This is a genomic window from Salinivibrio costicola subsp. alcaliphilus (genome assembly GCF_001996185.1).
Taxonomy (GTDB): Bacteria; Pseudomonadota; Gammaproteobacteria; order Enterobacterales; family Vibrionaceae; genus Salinivibrio; species Salinivibrio costicola.
In genome coordinates, this window is the sequence record NZ_MUFR01000029.1 from 15,325 (window position 1) to 38,181 (window position 22,857).

At 51.1% G+C, this 22,857-nt stretch carries 21 protein-coding genes; 14 read left to right on the top strand and 7 right to left on the bottom strand.

Features of this window, described 5'->3' with window-relative positions; all coding sequences use genetic code 11:
• Window positions 1-8: 8 nt before the first annotated feature.
• The 3 genes from BZJ21_RS10740 to BZJ21_RS10750 all read left to right on the top strand — a co-directional run bounded on the left by BZJ21_RS10740 (window position 9) and on the right by BZJ21_RS10750 (window position 2,876).
• Window positions 9-986 (top strand): ABC transporter permease, encoded by a 978-nt coding sequence (locus tag BZJ21_RS10740; RefSeq protein WP_021022169.1) that lies wholly within the window; start codon window positions 9-11, stop codon window positions 984-986.
• Window positions 987-989: 3 nt separating this feature from the next.
• Window positions 990-1,928, top strand: coding sequence for an ABC transporter permease (locus tag BZJ21_RS10745; protein WP_077577298.1), 939 nt, complete (start codon window positions 990-992; stop codon window positions 1,926-1,928).
• A 120-nt stretch (window positions 1,929-2,048) separates the two neighbouring features.
• Window positions 2,049-2,876 carry a hypothetical protein gene (locus BZJ21_RS10750; protein WP_021022167.1) on the top strand — a complete coding sequence of 276 codons (828 nt, stop codon included), beginning with the start codon at window positions 2,049-2,051 and terminating at the stop codon, window positions 2,874-2,876.
• Window positions 2,877-3,019: 143 nt separating this feature from the next.
• Here BZJ21_RS10750 and BZJ21_RS10755 read toward each other — a convergent pair whose 3' ends face one another.
• From BZJ21_RS10755 to hemC, 4 genes are read right to left on the bottom strand one after another with little or no spacing between them, the layout of a single operon-like run.
• Window positions 3,020-4,216 carry a heme biosynthesis HemY N-terminal domain-containing protein gene (locus tag BZJ21_RS10755; RefSeq protein WP_021022166.1) on the bottom strand — a complete coding sequence of 399 codons (1,197 nt, stop codon included), beginning with the start codon at window positions 4,214-4,216 and terminating at the stop codon, window positions 3,020-3,022.
• The gene (locus BZJ21_RS10760; RefSeq protein WP_077669768.1) at window positions 4,213-5,349 is read right to left on the bottom strand and encodes a uroporphyrinogen-III C-methyltransferase; all 1,137 of its coding nucleotides are present in this window, start codon (window positions 5,347-5,349) and stop codon (window positions 4,213-4,215) included. Before BZJ21_RS10760 ends, BZJ21_RS10755 begins: the two co-directional genes overlap by 4 nt.
• Complete coding sequence (locus BZJ21_RS10765; protein ID WP_077669769.1) at window positions 5,342-6,106, bottom strand: uroporphyrinogen-III synthase; 765 nt, start codon at window positions 6,104-6,106, stop codon at window positions 5,342-5,344. Before BZJ21_RS10765 ends, BZJ21_RS10760 begins: the two co-directional genes overlap by 8 nt.
• On the bottom strand, window positions 6,103-7,038 hold the full coding sequence (gene hemC, locus BZJ21_RS10770) for a hydroxymethylbilane synthase (RefSeq protein ID WP_077647405.1): 936 nt from the start codon (window positions 7,036-7,038) through the stop codon (window positions 6,103-6,105). Before hemC ends, BZJ21_RS10765 begins: the two co-directional genes overlap by 4 nt.
• Window positions 7,039-7,427: 389 nt before the next feature.
• Here hemC and BZJ21_RS10775 point away from each other — a divergent pair, with 389 nt between their 5' ends.
• A complete protein-coding gene (locus tag BZJ21_RS10775; protein WP_077669770.1) occupies window positions 7,428-10,013 on the top strand; it encodes a class I adenylate cyclase in 2,586 nt (861 codons plus the stop codon).
• 55 nt (window positions 10,014-10,068) lie between these two features.
• On the opposite strand, the gene cyaY is transcribed toward BZJ21_RS10775, so the two are convergent.
• On the bottom strand, window positions 10,069-10,380 hold the full coding sequence (gene cyaY, locus BZJ21_RS10780) for an iron donor protein CyaY (protein ID WP_021022161.1): 312 nt from the start codon (window positions 10,378-10,380) through the stop codon (window positions 10,069-10,071).
• Between the two features lie 77 nt (window positions 10,381-10,457).
• Between cyaY and lptM the strand changes: the two genes are divergently transcribed.
• From lptM to uvrD, 7 genes are all read left to right on the top strand, one after another.
• Window positions 10,458-10,568, top strand: a complete 111-nt coding sequence (lptM, locus tag BZJ21_RS16670) for an LPS translocon maturation chaperone LptM (protein ID WP_236719551.1) — start codon at window positions 10,458-10,460, stop codon at window positions 10,566-10,568.
• 24 nt (window positions 10,569-10,592) lie between these two features.
• Complete coding sequence (lysA, locus tag BZJ21_RS10785) at window positions 10,593-11,846, top strand: diaminopimelate decarboxylase (RefSeq protein WP_077461693.1); 1,254 nt, start codon at window positions 10,593-10,595, stop codon at window positions 11,844-11,846.
• 8 nt (window positions 11,847-11,854) lie between these two features.
• A complete protein-coding gene (dapF, locus tag BZJ21_RS10790) occupies window positions 11,855-12,685 on the top strand; it encodes a diaminopimelate epimerase (protein ID WP_077669771.1) in 831 nt (276 codons plus the stop codon).
• Window positions 12,682-13,374 (top strand): DUF484 family protein, encoded by a 693-nt coding sequence (locus tag BZJ21_RS10795; RefSeq protein ID WP_021022158.1) that lies wholly within the window; start codon window positions 12,682-12,684, stop codon window positions 13,372-13,374. Before dapF ends, BZJ21_RS10795 begins: the two co-directional genes overlap by 4 nt.
• The gene (gene xerC, locus BZJ21_RS10800) at window positions 13,371-14,333 is read left to right on the top strand and encodes a tyrosine recombinase XerC (RefSeq protein ID WP_077669772.1); all 963 of its coding nucleotides are present in this window, start codon (window positions 13,371-13,373) and stop codon (window positions 14,331-14,333) included. The genes BZJ21_RS10795 and xerC overlap by 4 nt, the downstream gene beginning before the upstream one ends.
• 1 nt (window position 14,334) lies before the next feature.
• Window positions 14,335-15,063 (top strand): HAD-IA family hydrolase, encoded by a 729-nt coding sequence (locus tag BZJ21_RS10805; RefSeq protein WP_158075525.1) that lies wholly within the window; start codon window positions 14,335-14,337, stop codon window positions 15,061-15,063.
• 188 nt (window positions 15,064-15,251) lie between these two features.
• On the top strand, window positions 15,252-17,432 hold the full coding sequence (uvrD, locus tag BZJ21_RS10810) for a DNA helicase II (protein ID WP_077669774.1): 2,181 nt from the start codon (window positions 15,252-15,254) through the stop codon (window positions 17,430-17,432).
• A 96-nt stretch (window positions 17,433-17,528) separates the two neighbouring features.
• Here the strand turns inward: uvrD and BZJ21_RS10815 are convergent, their stop codons facing one another.
• Complete coding sequence (locus BZJ21_RS10815; protein ID WP_077669775.1) at window positions 17,529-18,173, bottom strand: LysE family translocator; 645 nt, start codon at window positions 18,171-18,173, stop codon at window positions 17,529-17,531.
• Window positions 18,170-19,102, bottom strand: a complete 933-nt coding sequence (rarD, locus tag BZJ21_RS10820) for an EamA family transporter RarD (protein WP_077461710.1) — start codon at window positions 19,100-19,102, stop codon at window positions 18,170-18,172. The genes BZJ21_RS10815 and rarD overlap by 4 nt, the downstream gene beginning before the upstream one ends.
• A gap of 171 nt (window positions 19,103-19,273) precedes the next feature.
• Between rarD and recQ the strand changes: the two genes are divergently transcribed.
• The 3 genes from recQ (at window position 19,274) to BZJ21_RS10835 (ending at window position 22,224) form a co-directional block, all read left to right on the top strand.
• Window positions 19,274-21,154, top strand: a complete 1,881-nt coding sequence (gene recQ / locus BZJ21_RS10825; RefSeq protein WP_077669776.1) for an ATP-dependent DNA helicase RecQ — start codon at window positions 19,274-19,276, stop codon at window positions 21,152-21,154.
• On the top strand, window positions 21,141-21,443 hold the full coding sequence (locus tag BZJ21_RS10830) for a DUF3630 family protein (protein ID WP_077577289.1): 303 nt from the start codon (window positions 21,141-21,143) through the stop codon (window positions 21,441-21,443). Before recQ ends, BZJ21_RS10830 begins: the two co-directional genes overlap by 14 nt.
• A gap of 112 nt (window positions 21,444-21,555) precedes the next feature.
• Window positions 21,556-22,224, top strand: a complete 669-nt coding sequence (locus BZJ21_RS10835) for a 7-cyano-7-deazaguanine/7-aminomethyl-7-deazaguanine transporter (RefSeq protein ID WP_077669777.1) — start codon at window positions 21,556-21,558, stop codon at window positions 22,222-22,224.
• Window positions 22,225-22,857: the final 633 nt, after the last annotated feature.

Sequence of the window (22,857 nt, forward strand, 5' to 3'; positions counted from 1 at the left end):
AGGCACACATGGTAACGTTTTTAGTCAAACGTCTGGTACAGGCACTGATTGTGATGTTTGTCATCAGTCTGGTGGCGTTTGCTATCCAAGACAACCTTGGCGACCCCTTGCGGGAGCTGGTGGGACAATCAGTATCAGAAGCAGAGCGCGATGCGCTGCGCGATGAAATGGGACTTAATGATCCCTTTATAACCAAATATACTCGCTTTGTCGGTCAGGCCCTACAAGGTGATTTAGGCAATTCTTACTTCTTTAAACGACCGGTTGTCGATGTCATTTTAGATAAACTGGGCGCCACTTTAGAGCTGGTGGTCGGTGCGGCGTTGATCATCGTGGTGGTGTCGATTCCACTTGGTGTGTACGCCGCTATCCATCCCAAAAGTATACTTACCAAGATTATCATGGGCTTTAGTATCGTAGGGATTTCGATTCCCGTGTTCCTGACGGCAATCATGCTGATGTACGTCTTTTCCATTGAGCTTGGCTGGTTACCTTCCTATGGGCGAGGGGAAACGGCCAATTGGCTAGGTTGGGAGTCTGGCTTTTTCACCCTAGACGGCCTTGCGCACTTAGTATTACCCGCCGTGTCATTGGCCTCTATCATGTTGCCGCTATTTATTCGCTTGGTGCGTTCTGAAATGCTGGAAGCGTTGGGCACTGAATATGTCAAATTTGCGCGCGCGAAAGGGCTCCCCGAAAATAAGGTTTATTATCAGCATGCATTGAAAAACACCATGTTACCTGTGGTGACTGTAGGCGGAGTGCAAATCGGCACCATGATTGCCTATACCATTTTGACAGAAACCGTGTTTCAGTGGCCAGGAATGGGCTTTCTCTTTCTTGAAGCGATCAACCGTGTCGATACACCTTTGATTACTGCCTATGTCATTTTCGTCGGATTAATCTTTGTCGTCACCAATACATTTGTCGACTTACTGTATGGCCTGATTAATCCCACGGTTAACATTACCGGTAAGGAGGCGTAAGCGATGACACAAGCACATACCACCCCAAGTCGCTGGCAACGCTTTTTGGCCTCAGATTTCCTCTATCACTTTAAGCGTGACAAGGTGGCGATGGCCAGTTTTGCCATTTTTATGGTTTTTCTCCTACTGGCTGTGTTTGCTCCTTTGGTGGCACCAACCAATCCTTATGATTTGATGTCGATTGATATCATGGACTCAGAGTTACCGCCTGCTTGGATGGAATGGAGCGATCCTCGCTTCTTATTAGGGACGGATAACCAGGGCCGAGATATCTTATCCACTATGATTTATGGCCTGCGTATCTCTCTGACCATTGGTCTATGTGCGGTGGGGTTACAGCTCATCTTAGGGACAATCATAGGACTGAGTGCGGGGTACTTTGGCGGACGGATAGATAGCTTCTTTATGCGGATTGCAGATATTCAGCTGTCTTTCTCTACCATGATGGTGGCGATCATTGTGTCTGCGATTTTTAAAGCCAGCTTTGGTAGCGAGTTTTATAGTCAATATGCGATCTTGATGCTGGTGGTGATTATTGGGATTGCCGAATGGCCGCAATATGCGCGTACTATTCGTGCCTCTGTACTGGCGGAGAAGAAAAAAGAATATGTTGAAGCGGCGCGTGTGATGGGGTTTCGATCACCGCGTATTATGTTCCGGCACATTCTTCCCAACTGTCTGTCTCCGATCTTGGTGATTTCAACGGTTCAAGTGGCTAACGCGATTATGTCAGAAGCGGCATTATCGTTTTTAGGCTTGGGTATGCCTGTCGATCAGCCGTCTTTGGGCTCATTAATTAGTATTGGCTTTAATTACATTTTCTCTGGTTCGTGGTGGATAACGGTCTTTCCTGGTATTGCCTTAGTGCTGCTGGTGTTGGTTATCAACTTGCTGGGTGATTGGCTCAGGGATGTGTTTAACCCCAAAATTTATAAAGGATGAGAAAAATGGCTGCGTACGCAGCCATTTTTGTTCGTACCTAACAGCTTGAGAATCGTCAGCTTGAGTCATTGTACGACTTTGCTTAAGCTGATGAACATTAAGTGTCGAAGGGAGTAAATCATGGGGCGGTGGCGAGGTCTGGTTGTCACGCTAATGGCAACGTGGGGAATGATATCCTCAGTGAATGCAGCGCAAACACCTTGTGCGATTATCGACAATCAGCAAGGTTGGCCGATCATTGGTGAAAAATGCGATATTGGCAATGGGCTGTGGGGTGATCAGTCTCCTGACCCGCAAAGTTCAGCATTTTGGGTCCAGTGCGGTGCCACAAACGGGGTACCATCACGTCAGTTTTATCAAACATTGCGCCAAGGTTTGCCGGATTTACCCTTTCAAGTGCAAGTTCGCGAAGGGCGTGGTCGTTGTTTAATTGGTCCCTATCAGGCTCTCGATGTCGCCAATGTGGTGCTTAAACGTGTACGCATGTTTGGTCCGACACGCCAAGCGGTGTTGCGCCAAACCCGTCAACCCCTATCTCAGCCTGCAGTTATACGCTTGCCGCCACTGGCGGAGACAAAAGCGTCTACTATGTCAGAGACAAAAGCGTCTACTCTACCAGAGACAAGCGGAAAAGCAGCCCAATCCGAAGCAGCCTTCAATTTGAGCCACTTTGGTTTACCTGAGCCAGAGCAAGGTGACAAGCAGTATACGGAAAAAGGGATGAGCTGGGTGCGGCTACCTTATGCGAAGGCGGAACCGCGTTGTCAGCAAGAAGGAATGGTACTTGCGTCCAGGCAGGACTTAACCCAGGTCGCCCAAGCCACCGATCAATTACCGATGCGTTTACCTTACTGGGTACAAGGCGCCCAGGGTGTTGATGCCAATACCGGCACGGTGGTCACGCGTAATCAAGTGGCAGCGCTCAATGTATTGTGTAAAAAAGGATAGCGAGTCGGCAAACTGGGGTTAGCTTTGATAGTAAGGTTAACCACAGAAGCAGTAAGGTTAACCACAGAAGCGATACGTGATGGCATCGCATCGACAAAAACGCCCCATTTTATGATGGGGCGTTTTTGTTACTATCAGGCGTATTATGCTGCGGGCGGACGCTCGGGCAGTGCCATTTTTAAGGCGGTGCGCGAGATATCGCTGGCCGCTTGTCCTTGGTTGAGTTTATCTAACACATCGGCAAGGTAGGCATAATCACTGACATCAGTACGGTATTCGAGTGCTTGCTCAAAGTGGCTGCGCGCATCTTGCCATTTGCCTGCTTGCATTAGCAGCTGGCCCAGCGCGCTGTGAACAACTGGATTATGGCTATCGCGGGTTAGCAACTCTTCTAGCATGACCACGGCCGGATAACTGTCGGGCAAGTTGAGCGTAGGGATCAGTGCAATCAAGCGATCATCGGGCCGCTTTTTCAAGGTTTCACGCAATAAGATGTAGGCTTCAGAATCGGCATTTCGCGCCGACAAATGATGCACTAATCCAGCGAGCAGTGCGGGTTGGTTACGTTTGGCCTTCGGCAGTTGGTTCCAATGCGCAAGCAGCCCTTCTGCCCCTTTCTGACTGGCAACATGCGACATAACGCCAAGCTCGGCACGCTCATACAATACGTCAAGTTGTTCACTATTGAGCAGCTGTGCTTTTTTTAGCGTTGGAAGAAGGTTGAGTAACGCTGACCAATCTTCTAATTGGATATAGGTCTCTTTCAACAGGGACAGCATCACAGGGTTGCGTGGGTGTTGGCGTTTTATTGCCCGCAGTGAGGCCAATGCTTGCTCATACTGCCCGCTTTGGCTGTGTAACTGGGCGCGAGTGAGGGCGAGCGCTAAACTGTTGGCATTGATATCGGCGGCGTGTTGTAGGTACTGATCCCGCGCATGTAAATCTTGGCGTTGTTGTGCCGCTTCTGCGGCGGCGAGCAAGTTGTGCATGGGAGCATCACTGTGTGAGCGCGCTTTAGCGAGGAGTTTTTCCGCCTTTTTCCACTCGCCCTCGCGTAATTTCATTAAGCCAGTCTGGGTCTGCTTGCGGGCTTTACGCTGTTTCCGGCCGGATAACCAACCACTGGCAGTACTGCTCATCGAAAAGAGTTTTCTTAGCACCCACTCTAGGGCCCAGAGCACTACAATGAGCGCGGCGATGAGCACTAAGAGGGTTGTAACGCTCATTTCAATGGTTTGCTGGGCCGCTGAAATGAGCACGTAGCCTTGGTGACCAGCCAGTTGTGGGCCAACCACCAAGCCTGCCGCCAAAACGAGGACAAGTAACAGCAGTCGTATCATGATTGGCCTCCTGTTAGCGGTGCAATATCTCGGCGCAATCGGGTATCAATCTCATCACTGACGAGCGTTTGGCTGCTGAGCTTTTGCGGAAGGTCGACCCCAATACGCTGTTCGTTCAGGGCGTTGAGTTGCTCAACAAAACGGCGGGTGGCGTTAGCATCCTGATTATAAAAGCGCAGCGCCCAGTCTTGGGCCATGCCAAGTGCTTCATGATAGAGGGTGTCATTCCCTTGATAGACAGCCCGCATGGCTTGATCGAGCTTGTTTTTTAGGTTCTCTTGCAAATAATAGCTTTGTGTCGGCGAGAGCAGTGGCACCACATTACCGTCGCGTTTGCGGTAGGTAATGAAATCATCAACAAATCCTTTCAGTGAGGTGGTCAGGTTTGCTTGCCAATCGTTGACCGACTCGCTCACCACCGGAGCTTGCGTTTCCTCTGCCTCAGGGATCACGGCGCTGGCAAGGGGTAAGTCCTCGACTTGTCGTTGCATGCTCGTTAAGCGCAACACTATGCCATCTTTATCCACCCGCTTGACCGCTTTTAAAGCCGTTATATCGTCAGCTAACGCTTGGCGAATCGGTACCAACGACGGGTCGTTGAGCTGGGCAATGCGATGATCTGCTGCTTCCATCAGCGCTGTGGCGCTTTGCGCATCGTGCTCAAGCCACACTTTGCGCCCTGCCATACGAATTAAATAATCCGCTTCCGCAAGTAACCAATCGTTAGGTCGGCGGCCTTTCACATCGGCCATTGCCTTTTGCAGACTCTTCAGGCTGCTATCTTGTTGATTAAGTCGTGTTGTAGTGGCGTCCTCAAGTTGCTCTCTTGCTTTTTCAGCGGCTTTTTGTTGCTGGCTAAGGGATTGTTCAAGGTTAGCAATTTGAGATTGTTGCGCCGATACTGTGTTTTGTAAAACAGTCGCTTGCTGGTGCCCATGATAGAACACCCATCCACTCGAGCCGAGTGCTATCGCGATGGCAATCGCGCCAAGAACAATACCGCCACGTCCTCCTGATGATGCGCTTTTTTTTGCTGTTTTCCCTGATGAGGAGGCATCCGTGGCTTGTGTCTTGGGTGACGAGGGCGTCGTAGCCTTGTTTGATTTGGTGTCGGTGTTTTTGTTGTCAGTCATCCGAAAGTCCCGTTTTACTTAACCTGAGCAGCGTGTGAACTAGGGCTGAATTGGCCACGCTGTCAACGGTCGTAATCGTGTCAAAATCGAGCCCTGTGGCTTGATCTTGAATCCTTTTACTGGGCACCAGTATACGGCATTGGCGCAGCCAGTGCTGTCCGCTTAATGTGATAAGTTGATCAAAGTAGGCTAATTGTTGGCCACTGGTGATCACCACGGTGTCGATAGTGTCTTTAGGCCAGCTTACTACTTGCGATACTAAAGGCTCAATGGCCCATTGTCGCCGATAGGTCTCGCAATAGTGAACTTGCGCGCCTTGATCGCTGAGTGTTTTTGCCATCATATCGCGGCCACTGTCACCGCGAAGAATCACCACCTGCGCCTCCTTTACCGCCATAAATGGAGCCAGTGCTAGCATGCCCTCACTGTCTTCGCGGACCGGGTATTGGACAGTCTGACCGCAGACGGCTTGCCACTCATGAGCAGTGCGTTGCCCAACGGCAACATAATGACAATCACTGGGCCAGGCCATCTCCTGGCGTTGCAATGCCTGATGCGCAAAGGCCACGGCGCGTGGGCTCACTGCGACCAAGATGCTGTCAGCGGGCAGTGAGCCGAGCAAGGTGGCGAAGGTTGGTAAGTCTCGCCCCGGCGCAAAACTGAGTAGCGGGCAGGCGATCGCCGCCAGCCCTTGTCGGGTAAGCTGATCGACTAACTCACTGCAGTCTGGCTCGGGGCGAACGATAACCGTGGTCATGCGTCGTCTTGATAAAGTTTATCCAGAATTTGGCGCGCACCTTGAGCGAGGAGCTGCTCGGCTAAATCTGTCCCTAGTGCTTCCCCTTTCTCTAATGGACCGGTGATTTCGGCACGTAAGATGGTCGAGCCATCCGGTTCGCCCACTAATGCGCGCAACCAAATTTTGTCGCCTTGAATTTCCGAATAGCTGCCAATAGGCACTTGGCACCCGCCTTCAAGACGATTATTCATCGCGCGCTCACAAAGTACACGTTGTGTGGTGCTGGCATCAGAAAGGGGGGCCAATAAGGTCCGAATACGTTCATCATCCAGTCGACACTCGATACCCACGGCACCTTGCCCAACCGCCGGCAAGATGACTTCTGGTGGAATTTCATTACGTATGCGTTCATGTAAACCTAACCGTTTTAACCCAGCGGCGGCGAGAACGATCGCATCATACTGACCATCATCCAATTTCCCTAAGCGGGTGCCGACATTGCCGCGTAAGGTATTAATGATCAGATCCGGACGACGTTCACGTAGTTGTGATTCGCGGCGCAGGCTAGACGTGCCGACGACAGCCCCTTCGGGTAAATCATCAATGCTGTTGTAATGGTTAGAGACGAAAGCATCGCGTGGGTCACCGCGCTCACAGATGGTGACCAACCCCAGCCCTTCTGGAAACTCAACCGGGACATCTTTCATCGAGTGCACGGCAATATCTGCGCGGCCGTCAAGCATTGCTTGTTCAAGCTCTTTAATAAACAAGCCTTTACCACCGATTTTAGCGAGGGGCGTGTCCAGAATCACGTCACCTTTAGTGACCATAGGCACGAGCTCGACGGTCAAGCCAGGATGGGAAGCTTCGAGTGCTTCTTTAACAAATTCCGCTTGCCAGAGCGCCAAAGGACTTTTGCGTGTGGCAATGCGCACGGGTGTTGAGTACATGGTGTTGCTTCCTTCTTGATTCATAACCACCATCGTATCATTGCCATTGGGTGGCTCGTAATAGTCGTCAATCGCTTTCGAGATTTATGATGGGCTTATCGTCATATAGGTGAAAAAATGTGATCGATAGCGTATTATTTACGCAAATAGTGAGATCGTTGGGCGGCAAAAAGTGAAAGTTACGACTAAGGTAGTAGAGCGTAAAAGTTGATATTGGTCTCAAAAATCGCCTATAGTGCGTCACGAATCTCACCACACAGGCATCGGGGTTATTGACTTTACCCGAGTTGTCGAGAGTGTTACATTGATCACGTTTTGTTATCTGCAATTGGGCGGATACGGTGAAGACAGTAACGTCGACCTGTTGACCTGGATGTCAACGAATCTGGATGATTGCCTTGCAAACATACGTACAACAGCAAACTGAGCGCATAGAGGCGTTTAACCGCGTGAGAATGGATCGCGCGCGGTCAGCAATGAGTCGTCAAGCTCAAGCCATTTTTGATGTGCTGCCAGTGCTTTTACATCTCAACCACCCCGCATTGCCCGGGTTTTGTGGCGACAGTGTGCCTTTTGGTATCGCTGATTATCAGCTTGACGAGACACAACGAGAGTTTGTCTCTGACTGTCTGATCCACTCAAAGACGCGCTTCTCCTCTTTAACTGCATGCGTTGATGAACGTCGTCGTCATCCGATTAAAGGCATGTATACCATGGGCAGTACCGGCTCGATGGGACAAAGCCTCACCAGTGATCTGGATATCTGGGTATGCATTGATGCTGCCGTCACCACCGCCCAGCGTGATAAACTCGATGCCAAGTGCATGGCGATTTCCGAATGGGCGCTAAACCAAGGGGTTGAAGCCAACTTCTTTTTAGTGTGTGAAGGGCGGTTCCGCCATCACCTCAGCCAAACCATGACCAGTGATAACTGTGGTACCAGTCAGCACTTCTTGTTGCTTGATGAATTTTATCGTTCGTCAATGCGTGTTGCGGGGCAAAAGCTGCTTTGGTACATGGTCCCGCCAGAAATGGAAGACTGTTACGACGACTATGTCGATACCTTGGTGGCAGACCATGGTCTTGACCGACGTGATTGGGTTGATTTTGGCGGCCTGCCGACCATCCCGGCGGAAGAATACTTCGGCTCGAGCTTGTGGCAGCTTTATAAAAGTATCGATTCACCGTATAAATCGGTACTCAAAGCGATATTACTTGAAGCGTACTCGTGGCAGTACCCTGGCACCCAACTACTAAGTGTTGATGGTAAGCGCCGCTTTTATGCCGGCTGGGTTGATGTATACCAGTCCGATGCGTATTACCTGATGTTGGAAAAAGTGACGCGCTACCTCGAGTCAATTGGCGACGCCCGCCGCTTAGACCTTGTCCGTCGCTGTTTTTATCTCAAAACCCATGAAAAATTAACGCAGTCACCGTCGACCGGTTCAGTGGCATGGCGGCGTGACGTGCTGCGTCTATTGGCTCATGAGTGGGGCTGGGACGAGCAGGCGTTGACGTATCTGGATAACCGTCGTCACTGGAAGGTTGAGGAAGTGCAGTACGCACACAACGAGCTGCTTGATGCGTTAATGCAAAGCTATCGTAATTTGATTCGCTTTGCGCGCCGCAATGACATCACCTCGGCGATCAGCCCGCAAGATATCAGTACGTTAGCGCGTAAGCTTTATGCCGCGTTTGAAGAGCTACCGGGTAAAGTGACCTTGCTGAATCCGCAGATTTCACCGGATCTGCACGAGCCAAACCTGACCTTGATTCAAGTGCCCGAAGGGCGAACGAATCGACCGGGATGGTATTTATATAAACATTCCCTGAATCCGGTCGACATCATCGGTCGTGCGCCACTGGAGCATAACAGCTATCTGTCTAAGCTGATCGCTTGGGCGTTTTTTAATGGTTTACTGACCGAGTCGACGCATTTGCACACCGTAGTACGTGATGCAGATGTTGATATTGATACCCTGTATCAATTGGTCAGTGACATTCGCAACACCTTCTCTCTGCGGCCGCCACGCCCAACCTTGGACGCGTTATCAAGCCCCTGTGAAATTCGTCAGCTCGCCTTGTTTATTAACTTAGAGCAAGACCCGACGTCGGCGTATAAAAAACCATCGATGCGGTTTGATTTTAAAAATAGCGATATCTTTAGCTATGGCCCCGAGCAAACCTGCCTGGTGGGCAGTGTTGATTTGGTCTATCGCAACTCGTGGAATGAGGTCCGGACACTCAACTATCGCGGTGATGATGCGATTCTTGAAGCGCTGAAAACCATGTTAGGAAAAATGCACCAAGATGCGGTGCCACCTGAATCGGTCGATGTGTTCTGCTATTCGAGTAAAATGCGCGGCCTGATCCGCAACTTGGTCTACCAACTGGTGGCGGAATGCATTGAACTTAGGCTAAAACCGGTTGAAAAGGAAAAACGACGTCGATTCAAAGCGTTGCGTATCGGATCGCAAACGCACGGCTTGTTCTTTGAACGTCGTGGCGTGTCCGTGCAACGTTTAGAAAATTCGGTCGATTTTTATCGCTGCATTTCCACGAATAAAGTGAATGGCACGCCGGTGATGGTGGTGGATAATCCGCAAGATGTGCACCCACCCGCGGTCGTCGATGCCTACGCCAGTGAAGGCTTGGTGCAGTTTTTCTTTGAAGACTGCGCCAATGGCTACAATCTTTATATTCTTGATGAGAGCAATCGCGTTGAAGTGTACCGCCAGTGCAGTGGTGATAAAACAGAGATGGTACAGGGCGTGAACCGTTTTTATACCTCCTCTCACGACCGTTATAGCTACAGTGCTAATTTTATTAACTTTAACTTGCCGCAGTTTTATCAGATTGTTACCGATGATCGCGGTGAGCCACAGGCGTTACCTTTTAAGTGCGATACACAATGGCAGCCGCCTCGCCAACCACCTCACGATGGCTTTAGTGGACAAGTGGCGTCATTTAAATAACCCAGAGAGCGGCTTTTTAGTGCGCTCTCTGGGCATTGTTAGCGCCTGCTTCAGATCACCAAGATACCGGCTCTCCAGCATGCCTGCTGCACTCTTGTTGGACTAAATCCATTAAGATTAAGCCGGTCTTGCTGCACGTCCACTCGCCCTCTTTTAACGCGAAATGAAAACCGCCACCTTTTGACGCGACCCAAATTTCTTGCATCGGCTCTTGACGGTTAATGATGATCTGGCTGCCATCGTCAAATTCGAGTGTCATCACATTGCCGACACTCTCATAATCGATGTCGGCGCCTGAGTCATCGATACCTTCTTCGATGGCCTGCATTTGCAAATCGACTAGCTGATGATATTCCGTTGTATTCATCCCGTTATATCCTATTGCTTTTCATGGTTGTGATGCGATTATAGAGGGCATTGACTCGATAATCACTGGCATTCACTATGCGAAAACTCGTCATTTTATTGATACTCACAGGCATCATGACACTGACCGGCTGTGGCCAACAAGGGCCCCTGCATTATCCGGACGAACAACCGACGCAAAATCAATAACCCACGACAACAGGGACGAACACCTTGGATTACTTTAATTATCAGGACGACGGCCAGCTATGGGCCGAATCATTGCCATTGGCTCAGCTTGCCAACGATTACGGCACGCCATTATATGTGTACTCGCGCGCGACCTTGGAGCGTCATTGGCATGCTTTTGATTGTGCCGTGGGCGATCATCCACATCTTGTATGCTATGCCGTGAAAGCGAACTCAAATATTGGCGTATTAGATATTCTGGCACGGCAAGGATCGGGTTTTGATATTGTGTCGCAAGGTGAATTGGAACGCGTCTTGGTTGCAGGCGGCGATCCGGCGAAGGTCGTATTTTCAGGAGTGGGTAAAACGGCGGTTGAAATGCGGCGAGCGCTGGAAGTGGGGATAAAATGTTTCAATGTCGAATCACACTCTGAGCTTGACCGCCTAAACCAAGTGGCGGGCGAGCTGGGTGTCGAGGCGCCAATCTCTCTGCGCATTAATCCGGATGTTGATGCCAATACGCACCCTTATATTTCCACGGGCCTCAAAGAAAATAAATTTGGCATTGCTTTCGGGGAAGCGCTAAATAGTTTTCGCTATGCTGCCAGTTTGCCCCACCTGAAGGTGGAAGGTATTGATTGCCATATCGGTTCGCAGCTAACGGATCTGACCCCCTTTATTGAGTCCACAGACCGCCTGTTGGCCTTAATTGATACTTTGGCGCAAGAAGGCATTCAGATTCGCCACCTTGATGTTGGTGGCGGCCTCGGGGTCACCTACAGTGATGAAAAACCACCGCAGCCTTCGGAATATGCCAAAGCGCTGCTGGCGCGTTTGGATAAGCATCGCCATCTTGAGCTGATTTTTGAGCCAGGCCGTGCCATTGCTGCTAATGCCGGCGTCTTGCTCACCAAGGTGGAATTTCTTAAACACAGCGAACATAAGAATTTTGCCATTATTGATGCCGGTATGAACGACTTAATTCGTCCTTCCTTGTATCAAGCTTACCAAGAAATTATTCCGGTGGTGCCGCGTCAAGGAGAGCCCAAAACCTACGATTTAGTGGGTCCGGTGTGCGAAACCGGAGATTATTTAGGTAAGAATCGCTCGCTAGTATTAGCCCCAGATGATTTGTTGGCGGTGCGTTCAGCGGGTGCGTATGGCTTTGTGATGGCCTCTAACTATAATTCGCGCTGTCGTCCTGCCGAAATCGTTGTCGATGGTGAACACGCATACTTAGTGCGTGAGCGTGAAAGCTTGGCGTCACTGTGGCAGCTTGAAAAGCGCCTACCAGAATAAGGATTGGCATGCAGATACAGTTTGCAAAAATGCACGGACTGGGCAACGACTTTATGGTGGTTGACTGTGTTACACAAAATGCGTTTTTCTCCCCGGATCTTATCCGGCGTTTAGCCGATCGTCATCGGGGTATCGGCTTTGATCAACTACTGGTGGTGGAGCCGCCTTATGATCCGGAAACCGACTTTCACTATCGGATTTTTAATCCTGATGCGTCTGAAGTTGCCCAATGTGGCAATGGCGCGCGTTGTTTTGCCCGTTTTGTGCGCATGAAAGGGCTCACTAATAAATATCAAGTTAATGTCAGCACCCAAGCGGGAAAAATGCGGCTACATATTGAGAACGACAACCAGGTGCGGGTGAATATGGACGAGCCTATTTTCACGCCGGGCAAGATCCCGTTTCGGGCTAATTCACAAGAAAAGACCTATTTGATGCGCGTAGCGGAACAGACTTTATTTGTCGGGGCCGTGAGCATGGGAAACCCACATGTCGTCACAGTGGTCGATGATATTGATACGGCGGATGTCGAGACGCTGGGGCCGCTACTTGAAAATCATGAGCGCTTTCCCGAGCGTGTGAATGCCGGCTTTATGCAGATACTTTCTCGTAATGCGATTAAGCTTCGGGTGTATGAGCGCGGCGCCGGAGAGACTCAGGCTTGCGGCAGTGGCGCTTGTGCCGCGGTAGCGGTAGGGATTGATCAAGGGTTGTTGGATGAGCAAGTCACCGTCACGCTACCGGGCGGCGATTTACGGATTCTCTGGCGTGGTCCAGGCCAGCCTTTATCGATGACCGGGCCTGCAACACATGTATATGATGGACAATTGCAATTATGAATCACGGGATAGACGCTACCACATTGGAAACCATGCCGTTGAGCGAGGATACGGTAGCCGAGTATTTAACTGATAATCCTGACTTTTTTTTGCGTCAGCGTGATTTGCTGGCGCGGTTAACCATCCCGCACGCTGAACAAGGGGCAGTCTCCTTGGTCGAAATTCAGCTCAAGCGCTTGCGTGAGCGCGTCGCAGAGTTAGAAGAAGACATTACCCAGCTGATGAGTCTCGGTGCCAAAAACGATCGCTTATTTCGTGCGTTTGCTGAGACGCATCAAGCACTACTTCGCACGAATCAGCCGCACGACGTGCAAAAAATATTACAGACGCTCAGTGCGCAATTACAGCTCAACGTCAGTGTCTGTGTTTATCACGATATTGCGGGGATGACGGCCATTCCTCGTCAAGCGGTGGATCAACTGAAAAACCATCACTTTGCCGGACGCCGTTGCTATTTGGGCCGTTTGCGCCGAGTCGATGCCGAAGTGGTGATGGCACAGCCACCTGAACTGGGGTCATTTGCCTTGGTGCCAATTAAAGGTGAGGGCAAAGAGTGGGGACTACTGAGCTTTGCCAGTGCAGATGGGGGGCACTTCCAGCCGGATATGGATACGCTGTTTCTTGAGCAGCTGGCTTCGCATTTAGCCATTTTATGCAGCCAGTGGGCGCAAAAAGGTGAGAGCCAGTGACCGACGAGACACCTCGCGAACCTGCCAGCGCACCGCGCTCACTGACGGTGCCTTTGGACCGTTTTTATCAATATCAGCTGAGCGAGCGTGGTCTCAGTGCGCATACCCAGCGTAATTATCAGCGCCAGTTAGATAAAATTGTCGACTTTCTGACCGCGCGCGGCATCGCTCACTGGACCGATGTTGATGCTGACTGGGTGCGACAAATTTCGAGCCAAGCCAAACGTGATGGGCTGAAACCGGGCAGTATTGCTTTACGTTTGTCCGCGCTGCGTAGCTTTTTCGACTATCTGGTGCAAGACGAACAGCTTGCCGCCAATCCTGCCAAAGGGGTCTCGGCGCCGAAACAAGGCCGTCATCTCCCGAAAAATTTGGATGTGGATGAAATGCATCAGCTGCTCGAAGTGGACGAAGACGATCCTTTGTCGGTGCGTGATCGGGCGATGATGGAACTGATGTATGGCGCGGGGCTACGTTTGGCCGAGCTGGTGGATCTTAACGTCCGTGATGTCTCAGTACGCAAAGGGGATTTACGTGTCATCGGTAAAGGAGAAAAAGAGCGCATTGTGCCTTTTTCCGGCATGGCAAAAACCTGGGTGATGAACTGGCTCAAAGTCCGTAATCAGCTCCTCAAAGGCCCAGAAAACGCGCTGTTTATTTCTAAGCTCGGCCAGCGTATCTCGCATCGGAGCGTGCAAAAACGCATGGCAGAGTGGGGACAAAAGCAGTCGGTCAATAGTCATATTAATCCCCATAAATTGCGCCACAGTTTTGCCACCCATATGTTGGAATCTTCGGGGGATCTGCGTGCAGTGCAAGAGCTACTCGGCCATGCCGATTTGAGCACCACACAAATTTATACCCACTTAGATTTTCAACACTTGGCGAAAGTGTACGATGCCGCGCATCCCAGAGCGCGCAAATCAGGTCCAGATAAAAAACCGAACTCGGAGTCGTGATATGAAATTTTATCGTCGCTTACAGGCGTTTGATGCGGTGAGTTTTGACTTGGATGACACCTTGTACGATAACTGGCCGGTGATCGCACGCGCCGAGGCGGCGTTAACTGACTATTTGCGCGAGCATTGTCCGCCAATTGCCGCGCTTGATAACGCGACGATGGCGGGGTTTCGTCGCCAAGCGCGCGACCAGAACCCAGCACAACGCTTTGATGTGACCGCGATGCGGGTTGCCCAGCTGACGCTTGCCGGTGAACATGTTGGTTTAACCGCGGAGAAGGCGCGCGCACAAGCTCAAGCGGCCACGACCTTCTTCTGCGGTTATCGCAGTGATTTTACTCCGCCGGCACAAAGTTTGGCTTACTTAAAAGCCTGGTCGGAGACGCTGCCATTGGTGGCGATCACCAATGGCAACGTCGACACCGATGCGATTGGAATGACGCCGTTTTTCCAGCATATTTTCCGTGCCGGTGAACACGGCGCGGCCAAGCCAAGCCCTGAGATGTTTGCTCAAGCCGCGCAGGCCTTGGGCCTCGCCCCAGCGCGCATTCTACATGTCGGCGATCATTTAAGCTCGGATGTTGCCGGCGCGCGTCAAGCGGGCATGCAAGCATGCTGGATTCGCCCAGAGCGGCAATCACCCATGATGCACAAAGGGCGCACCTTGCCGGATGTGGCGATCGATGATTTATCTGAGCTCGATAGCTTAATTCAGCAGTGGCACCGTTAGGCCGCGATACTGCTATGCGATATTACGCATACTACCGGTATTACTCATAGCTCCGATATTACTCATAGTACTGATATTTCCACCATTCACTCGGTTGAAGCGCTGATCGTTATCGGGCGCGCAATTTAGCGCTGAGCTGGTATAATCGCCAACCAGTGTATAAATACCCAGTAAAATGGCAGGTGGCGATGGACGTATCAACTCTTCTTGACGGACTCAACGACAAACAGCGTGACGCCGTAGCCGCGCCGCTTGGCAACCATTTAGTGCTTGCCGGGGCCGGTAGTGGTAAAACCCGGGTGCTGGTTCATCGTATGGCTTGGCTAATGCGGGTGGAAGAGGCGTCGCCGTTCTCAGTGATGGCGGTGACCTTCACCAACAAAGCAGCAGCCGAAATGCGTGGCCGTATTGAGCAATTGATGCAAGGCACCGCCTCGGGCATGTGGTGTGGCACCTTCCACGGCATTTGCCATCGTATTCTCCGTGCCCACTATTTGGATGCCAACCTGCCACAAGACTTCCAAATTCTTGATTCAGACGACCAGCAGCGCTTGCTACGCCGGTTAATTAAAGCGCAAAACTTGGATGAAAAACACTGGCCCGCCAAGCAAGCGAGTTGGTACATCAATGGCAAAAAAGATGAAGGCTTGCGTCCCAAGCACATTGATACCCGCCATGATCCGGTTGAAAGCACTTGGCTACGGATTTATCAGGCGTATCAAGAAGCCTGTGATCGCGCCGGTTTGGTCGATTTTGCCGAGATCTTGCTGCGAACCTTAGAGTTATTGCGCGATAAAGCGGTGATCCGTGATCATTACCAAGCACGTTTCCAGCACATTTTGGTGGATGAGTTCCAAGATACCAACAACATCCAATATGCGTGGCTACGCATGATGGCCGGTCAACAGGCTAGAGTGATGATTGTCGGCGATGACGACCAATCCATTTACGGCTGGCGTGGCGCGAAAGTCGAAAATATTCAGCGTTTTCTGGACGATTTCACCACCCCGCAGACTATCCGTTTGGAGCAAAACTACCGCTCGACCAGTACGATTTTGCAAGCGGCGAACACCCTGATTGAAAACAACGCCGACCGGATGGGCAAAAGCCTGTGGACCGAGGGCAAAGAGGGCGAGCCTATTTCGGTGTATGCCGGGTTTAATGAGCTAGATGAAGCGCGCTTTGTAGTCGGGAAAATTAAAACCTGGCAAGACGAAGGGGGCGTACTGAGTGACAGCGCCATTTTATACCGCAACAACGCCCAATCCCGGGTGCTGGAAGAAGCCTTAATTCAAGCCGGTTTGCCTTATCGTATCTACGGTGGTATGCGCTTTTTTGAGCGTCAGGAAATCAAAGATGCATTGGCGTATTTACGTTTGATGGCGAATCGCAATGACGATGCGGCGTTTGAGCGGGTGGTAAACACGCCCACTCGAGGGATTGGTGATCGCACTCTTGAGACGCTTCGTGGTGCGGCGCGCGATCGTGGCCAAACCTTGTGGCACACTGCCGAGCAAATCTTGGCCGAAAAAGCGCTGGCAGGGCGTGCGGCCAATGCATTGGGCCGGTTTATCGAGCTGGTCAATGCGCTAGAAGATGACACCCGTGACATGGCACTGTATCAACAAACCGATGCCGTGATCCGTCATTCCGGCTTGCGCGCCATGTACGAGCAAGAAAAAGGCGAAAAAGCGCAAGCACGCGTCGATAACTTGGAAGAGTTGGTGACGGCCACGCGCCAATTTACGCCACCCGAAGAGGCGGAAGCGGAAGGGATGACACCGCTGTCGGCATTCTTGGCCCACGCCGCCCTTGAGGCCGGTGAAGGTCAAGCGGACGAGTTTGATGACGCGGTCCAATTGATGACCTTGCACAGTGCCAAAGGTCTCGAGTTCCCCTTAGTCTTTATGGTCGGAGTGGAAGAGGGCATGTTCCCCAGCCAGATGTCAGCCGAAGAAGCGGGTCGCCTAGAAGAAGAGCGTCGTCTTTGCTATGTCGGCATGACGCGAGCGATGGAAAAACTCTATCTGACCTACGCAGAAATGCGGCGTGTGTACGGCAAAGACATGTTCCATAAGATCTCGCGCTTTATTCGTGAGCTGCCCGAGGCCTGCTTGGAAGAAGTGCGGATGCGTGCCAATGTCTCACGCCCTGCTGCAAGCGGTGGTCGTTTTTCCAAAACGCAGACTCAGGAGAACTTTAACCAAACCGGGTTTAGTTTGGGTCAGCGGGTTCAACACCCTAAATTTGGTGAAGGCACCATCATCAACTTTGAAGGCAGTGGCGGACAAAGCCGCGTGCAAGTCGCCTTTAATGGGGAAGGGATTAAGTGGTTGGTAACTCAGTACGCCAAACTGGAAGCGCTTTAATCCCCGCTGCTTAACGCTAGAAAACGTAACATACGCCCAGCCTCGGCTGGGCGTATTGGTATTTGCTCCATCGCCTGCATTTTTGCAGCCGCGGCGTTAGCCGAATACGCCGGCTTGCCACACGACCGCGCCACCTAGCAGCAAAAACAACAACGCACACAGGCCATCGATAACTGGGGCGACTTTGGTGAGCACTTGCTGTACGCGACTGCCTGATAGCAGCCAGGCGAGCGAAGAAAACCACCCTAATGAAAGCAGAAACACCACCGCCACGACCATGGCTTTGCCACTGGCAGACATGCTGGCCGGTACCAAGGTACTCATCAACGAAATAAAAAACACCAAGGCTTTCGGGTTAAAAAGGTTGGTCAGCACCCCTTTCCAAAAGGCCTGTTTTTGGCCGCGTACCGCAGGCGCATCATTGGCGGTTTGCACTGGCGCTGTGGTGGCGGCGAGCAAACCTTTAATGGCGCTAAGGCCTAAATACATCAGTACACTGCCCCCCGCCACCTGTACCCACATAAACAGTTGCGGGTGCTGATGCACCAACAGACTGATGCCGGTAATGCTCAATATTGTGTGTGCCAAAATACTGAGCGATAACCCTAGCGCAATCGCTAAGCCAGTGGCACGGCCATAACGGGTCGCATTTTGGAGCACCAAGGCAAAGTCGGGCCCGGGGCTGAGCAGCGCAATCATATGTACCCCCGCTAGCGTGGCGAGAATAGTCAGCTCGTTCATTCTGGTTTTCCTGTTGATAACGCGGCACGTTTAATGTTGGTGACTTGATGTCGTTTGTTCTGATAGGCATCAACGCTAAATATCGCCAAGGCGGCCCAAATAAAGCCGAACGTCGTGGCCTTGTCGAGGGTGAAAGGTTCGTCATACAAGCCGACGGCGAGTAAAAACATTAAGCTTGGGCCGATGTATTGGAAAAAGCCTAATACCGTTAAAGGTAAGCGGGTGGCGGCGCCGGTAAAGCACAGTAAAGGTATCGTGGTGATCAAGCCGGCAGCGGCCAGTAGCATATTTAGACTGATGGGGTTATCGAGCAGGTTAGCGCTAGGTGTATCGGCAAACTGCCATAGATAAATCAGCGCAACGGGCAAGAGTGTGCAGGTTTCCACAAACAACCCTGGCACCGCAGGGAGATTGATTTTTTTGCGCAGTAAGCCGTAAATCGCAAAGCTGGTGGCCAGCACCAGGGCTATCCAAGGCAGTGAGCCAAAGGTAATCAATTGTACCAATACCCCCACCAACGCTAGCGCGGCGGCAAGCCACTGTAGACGACGGAAACGCTCACCAAGGAAGATCATCCCCAGTGCCACGTTCACCAGTGGATTAATGTAGTAGCCAAGGCTGGCATCCAGCATGCGGTTATTGACAATCGCCCAGATAAAAATCAGCCAATTACAGCCAATAAAGCAAGAGGTGAGCATCAACATCAACAGCTTTTTCGGCTCGCGGATAATCGGTTTAAGCTGATAAAAACGACGGGTAAAAAACAGCAGCAATGCCAAAAAGACAAACGACCAAATAATCCGATGCGACAAGATTTCTGGCGCCGGAATATGGTTGACCGTTTTAAAGTATATAGGGGCAATTCCCCACATAATGTAAGCTGCAAGGGCTAATAGCACGCCTTGGCGGGCGCGTTTCGGATCTGGAATCACGGTGCTTTCTCGTTATGGGTATCGATAAGGAATGAACGCGTATTCATGCATGTTGACTAGATGTAACAAGTTGTAAGCACCGGCGCAAGCACCTTTCTTAGTGCTCAGGGTTTCATCAGTCAGAGGGTGTCGGTAGAATGAGCGCCAGTTTGAGTAACGAGCTTGATTATGTCCGCCATCCCCGCTCATGTCGATACACCAACGGCGACCGACGCCGCTACCATTGACCCTGCCACGAGTCCTGCCCACCAGGTACTCAAAGCTGTGTTTGGTTATCATCAATTTCGCGAGGGTCAGCAAGCGGTGATTGACGCGGCGATTGCTGGCCGTGATGCCTTGGTGATTATGCCAACCGGAGGCGGGAAATCACTGTGCTATCAGATCCCTGCGTTGGTACGTACTGGTTTGACCGTGGTGATTTCGCCTTTGATCTCGTTGATGAAAGATCAGGTCGATCAGCTCAATGCCAATGGCGTCACGGCGGCTTGCTTAAACTCGGCGATGACCCCCGAGGCGCAAGCGGAGACTTTGCGCGCCTTAAACCATGGCGAGGTGAAACTGCTGTACGTGTCGCCTGAGCGTGCCCTGGGCCGTGATTTTCTTCATCGCTTAAGTGATTGGCAACTTGGATTAGTGGCGGTGGATGAAGCGCACTGTATTTCCCAGTGGGGGCATGACTTTCGCCGCGAATATGCCTCTTTGGGTCAGCTGAAACAGCATTTCCCCGATGTGCCGGTGATGGCGCTGACGGCGACCGCGGATGCCACCACGCGCGAGGACATTCTATCTCGCCTTACCCTGAACGATCCGCTGGTGCACCTGGGCAGCTTTGATCGCCCGAATATTCGTTACACGCTATTAGAAAAGCATAAACCCTTAGCGCAATTGGTACATTTTTTAACTGGCCTACGCGGTCAGTCGGGCATTGTGTATTGCAATAGTCGCAAGCGAGTAGAGCAGGTCGCGCAAAAACTGTGCGACAACAATATGCTCGCCGCTGCTTACCATGCAGGGATGACCACAGAGGCGCGCGGGTCGGTGCAAGAGGCGTTCCAACGTGATGATGTCAATATTGTGGTGGCAACCGTGGCATTTGGCATGGGGATTAACAAGCCCAATGTTCGCTTTGTGGTGCATTACGATGTGCCGCGCAATATTGAGTCTTACTATCAAGAAACCGGCCGTGCCGGACGAGACGGACTACCGGCTGAAGCGGTGTTGTTGTACGACCCCTCCGACATGGGATGGCTTCATCGCTGTTTGGAAGAAAAGCCCGAGGGGCCACAAAAGCAGGTCGAAAGCCATAAATTGACTGCGATGGGCGCGTTTGCCGAAGCGCAAACCTGTCGCCGTTTAGTGCTCCTGAACTACTTTGGCGAAAACCGCCAAACCCCGTGTGGCAACTGTGATATTTGTCTCGACCCACCTACTCACTTCGATGGCACTGAGCAAGCGCAAAAAGCGCTGTCATGCGTGTACCGTGTCAACCAAAGCTTCGGGGTCGGGTATGTGGTGGAAGTATTGCGCGGTATGCAAAATCAGCGCATTAAAGATCATGGTCACGATAAGCTATCGACCTATGGCATCGGGCGAGAGTGGAGTCATGAATACTGGGTGAGCATTATTCGCCAATTGATCCACCGCGGTTATCTGGTGCAAAACATTGCCCGCAGCTCGGTGTTGCAGTTGACTGAACAAGCGCGGCCACTATTGCGTAGCGAAATGGCGCTTGAATTGGCGGTACCACGTATCGGCCTCAGCCCACGCACCAAAGCCAATAAGCTGAGTCAGCGCCATTACGACAAAAAGCTATTTGCCAAGTTGCGTAAGTTACGTAAAGCGATTGCCGATGAGGAAGATATTCCACCGTATGTGGTGTTTAACGATGCCAGCTTGATGGAAATGGCCGAGATGCTGCCTTCCTCACACGCTGAGCTGTTGGCGGTCAGTGGCGTCGGCCAGCGCAAACTGGAAAAATTCGGCGATGCGTTTTTAGATTTAATTGACGATCACCTTGGCATCAGTGAGTACGGTTATGGTACCGAGTAATTGGTCTTTGATTGAATCAGACTGTGCCTTGGCATTTTCTCAGCCACAGCTGGATGCGGATAATGCCGAGGTTATCTGTCAGCCATTGCTTGACGTGTTACAAGCTCAAGTACTGGAAAGTCAGCAAGACGCCGACATGATGACCTGGCTAATTGACTTTGAAGGCACGCGTCTGATGCTCAAAGCGGCCCATTACACCCAGAGCGTATGGTTGGAGCCATTGGAGAGTGATGGTGATGAAGTGATAGCCTTCTTGCGGCGCTGGTGGATACGTCATCCGCCTCTTTAAATTACACTGGCACCGCCGATTGATTGCTGTATAATTCGCCACCTCGCGCTGCCTGTTGATAGGTAGCTAAGTATTTTGGGTTCCCTCGCCCCCAATAACAAAAAGGTGCACTATGAGCCACTTTTCTCTCGCTCAGCAGCGTAAAGCGCTGAGTTACCTCGTGATATTCCATCTTATCATTATTGCCTCCAGTAATTACTTGGTGCAGATCCCTTTTACCGTTTGGGGTTTCCACACCACCTGGGGAGCATTTACCTTTCCGTTTATTTTCTTGGCTACCGATCTGACTGTCAGAATTTATGGCCCTGGATTAGCGCGTCGCATCATTTTATTCGTGATGATGCCAGCTTTGCTGATTTCCTATGTGTTATCCGTCTTGTTTTATCAGGGCAGTTACCAAGGATTCGCGGAGCTGGGCACGTTTAATCTCACGGTGGCTCGGATTGCGATTGCCAGCTTTATGGCCTATCTACTGGGTCAGATTTTAGATATTCATGTGTTCAATCGCTTACGCCAACAGCGCCAATGGTGGGTGGCGCCGAGTTGTTCTACCTTGTTTGGTAATGCCTCAGACACGCTCGCCTTTTTTGCGATTGCGTTTTACCAAAGCCAAGATGCCTTTATGGCGGAGCACTGGGTTGAAATTGCCCTGGTCGACTACGCCTTTAAGCTGATTATTAGTTTGGGGCTGTTTATTCCTATGTACGGGGTGTTGCTCAATGTGATTATTCGACGAATCACACAGGTGACGCCGTCGGGGGCGGTGCAGCAAACGTCCTAGTCAGTCGCAGAATAAAGAGTCGCATCGCGGCTCTTTTTTATGTCAGCCTGCCGATTACCGGCTTTATTTTGAGAAGCAGATCAATAAATGTACAGCGAATAAAAAATAAACGTATTTTCTTCTTGATTAACGATAATGAGAATGGTTATTATTAACTTGCGCTCAGGGACATGACACGACGTTCCTGAAGGCACGACATTGCTCACATTGCTTCCAGTGTATTAGCGGGGCGCTTATCAAACAGTGATTAAGTTAGTCCGTTTTTTGCTAGGCGACATCTTTCGGGATGTCGCTTTTTTCTTTTTGGGCGCTGGCTTTTCGAACCAGGAGTGTTGGCGTGATGGCGGTGGGTGCAATAACAGTTTGATGACAGCGAATGAGTCTGAGCACAAGATCAATAAATGAAAAAGATTATCAACTAAGTGTTGAAAATGGTAATGAGAATGGTTATTGTTAACTTGTCTTCAGGGCAAAGCCCACAAGCTAGGCGTTGAAGGCACGACATTGCTCACATTGCTTCCAGTGTATTGGGGCCAGCAAACTGTTACTAGACAGCTTTGTTTTTGCGCTCACTTGTTACAGCGACGCCCACCTCGGCGTCGCTTTTTTCTTTGTGTCTTTCTTTTTCCCGTT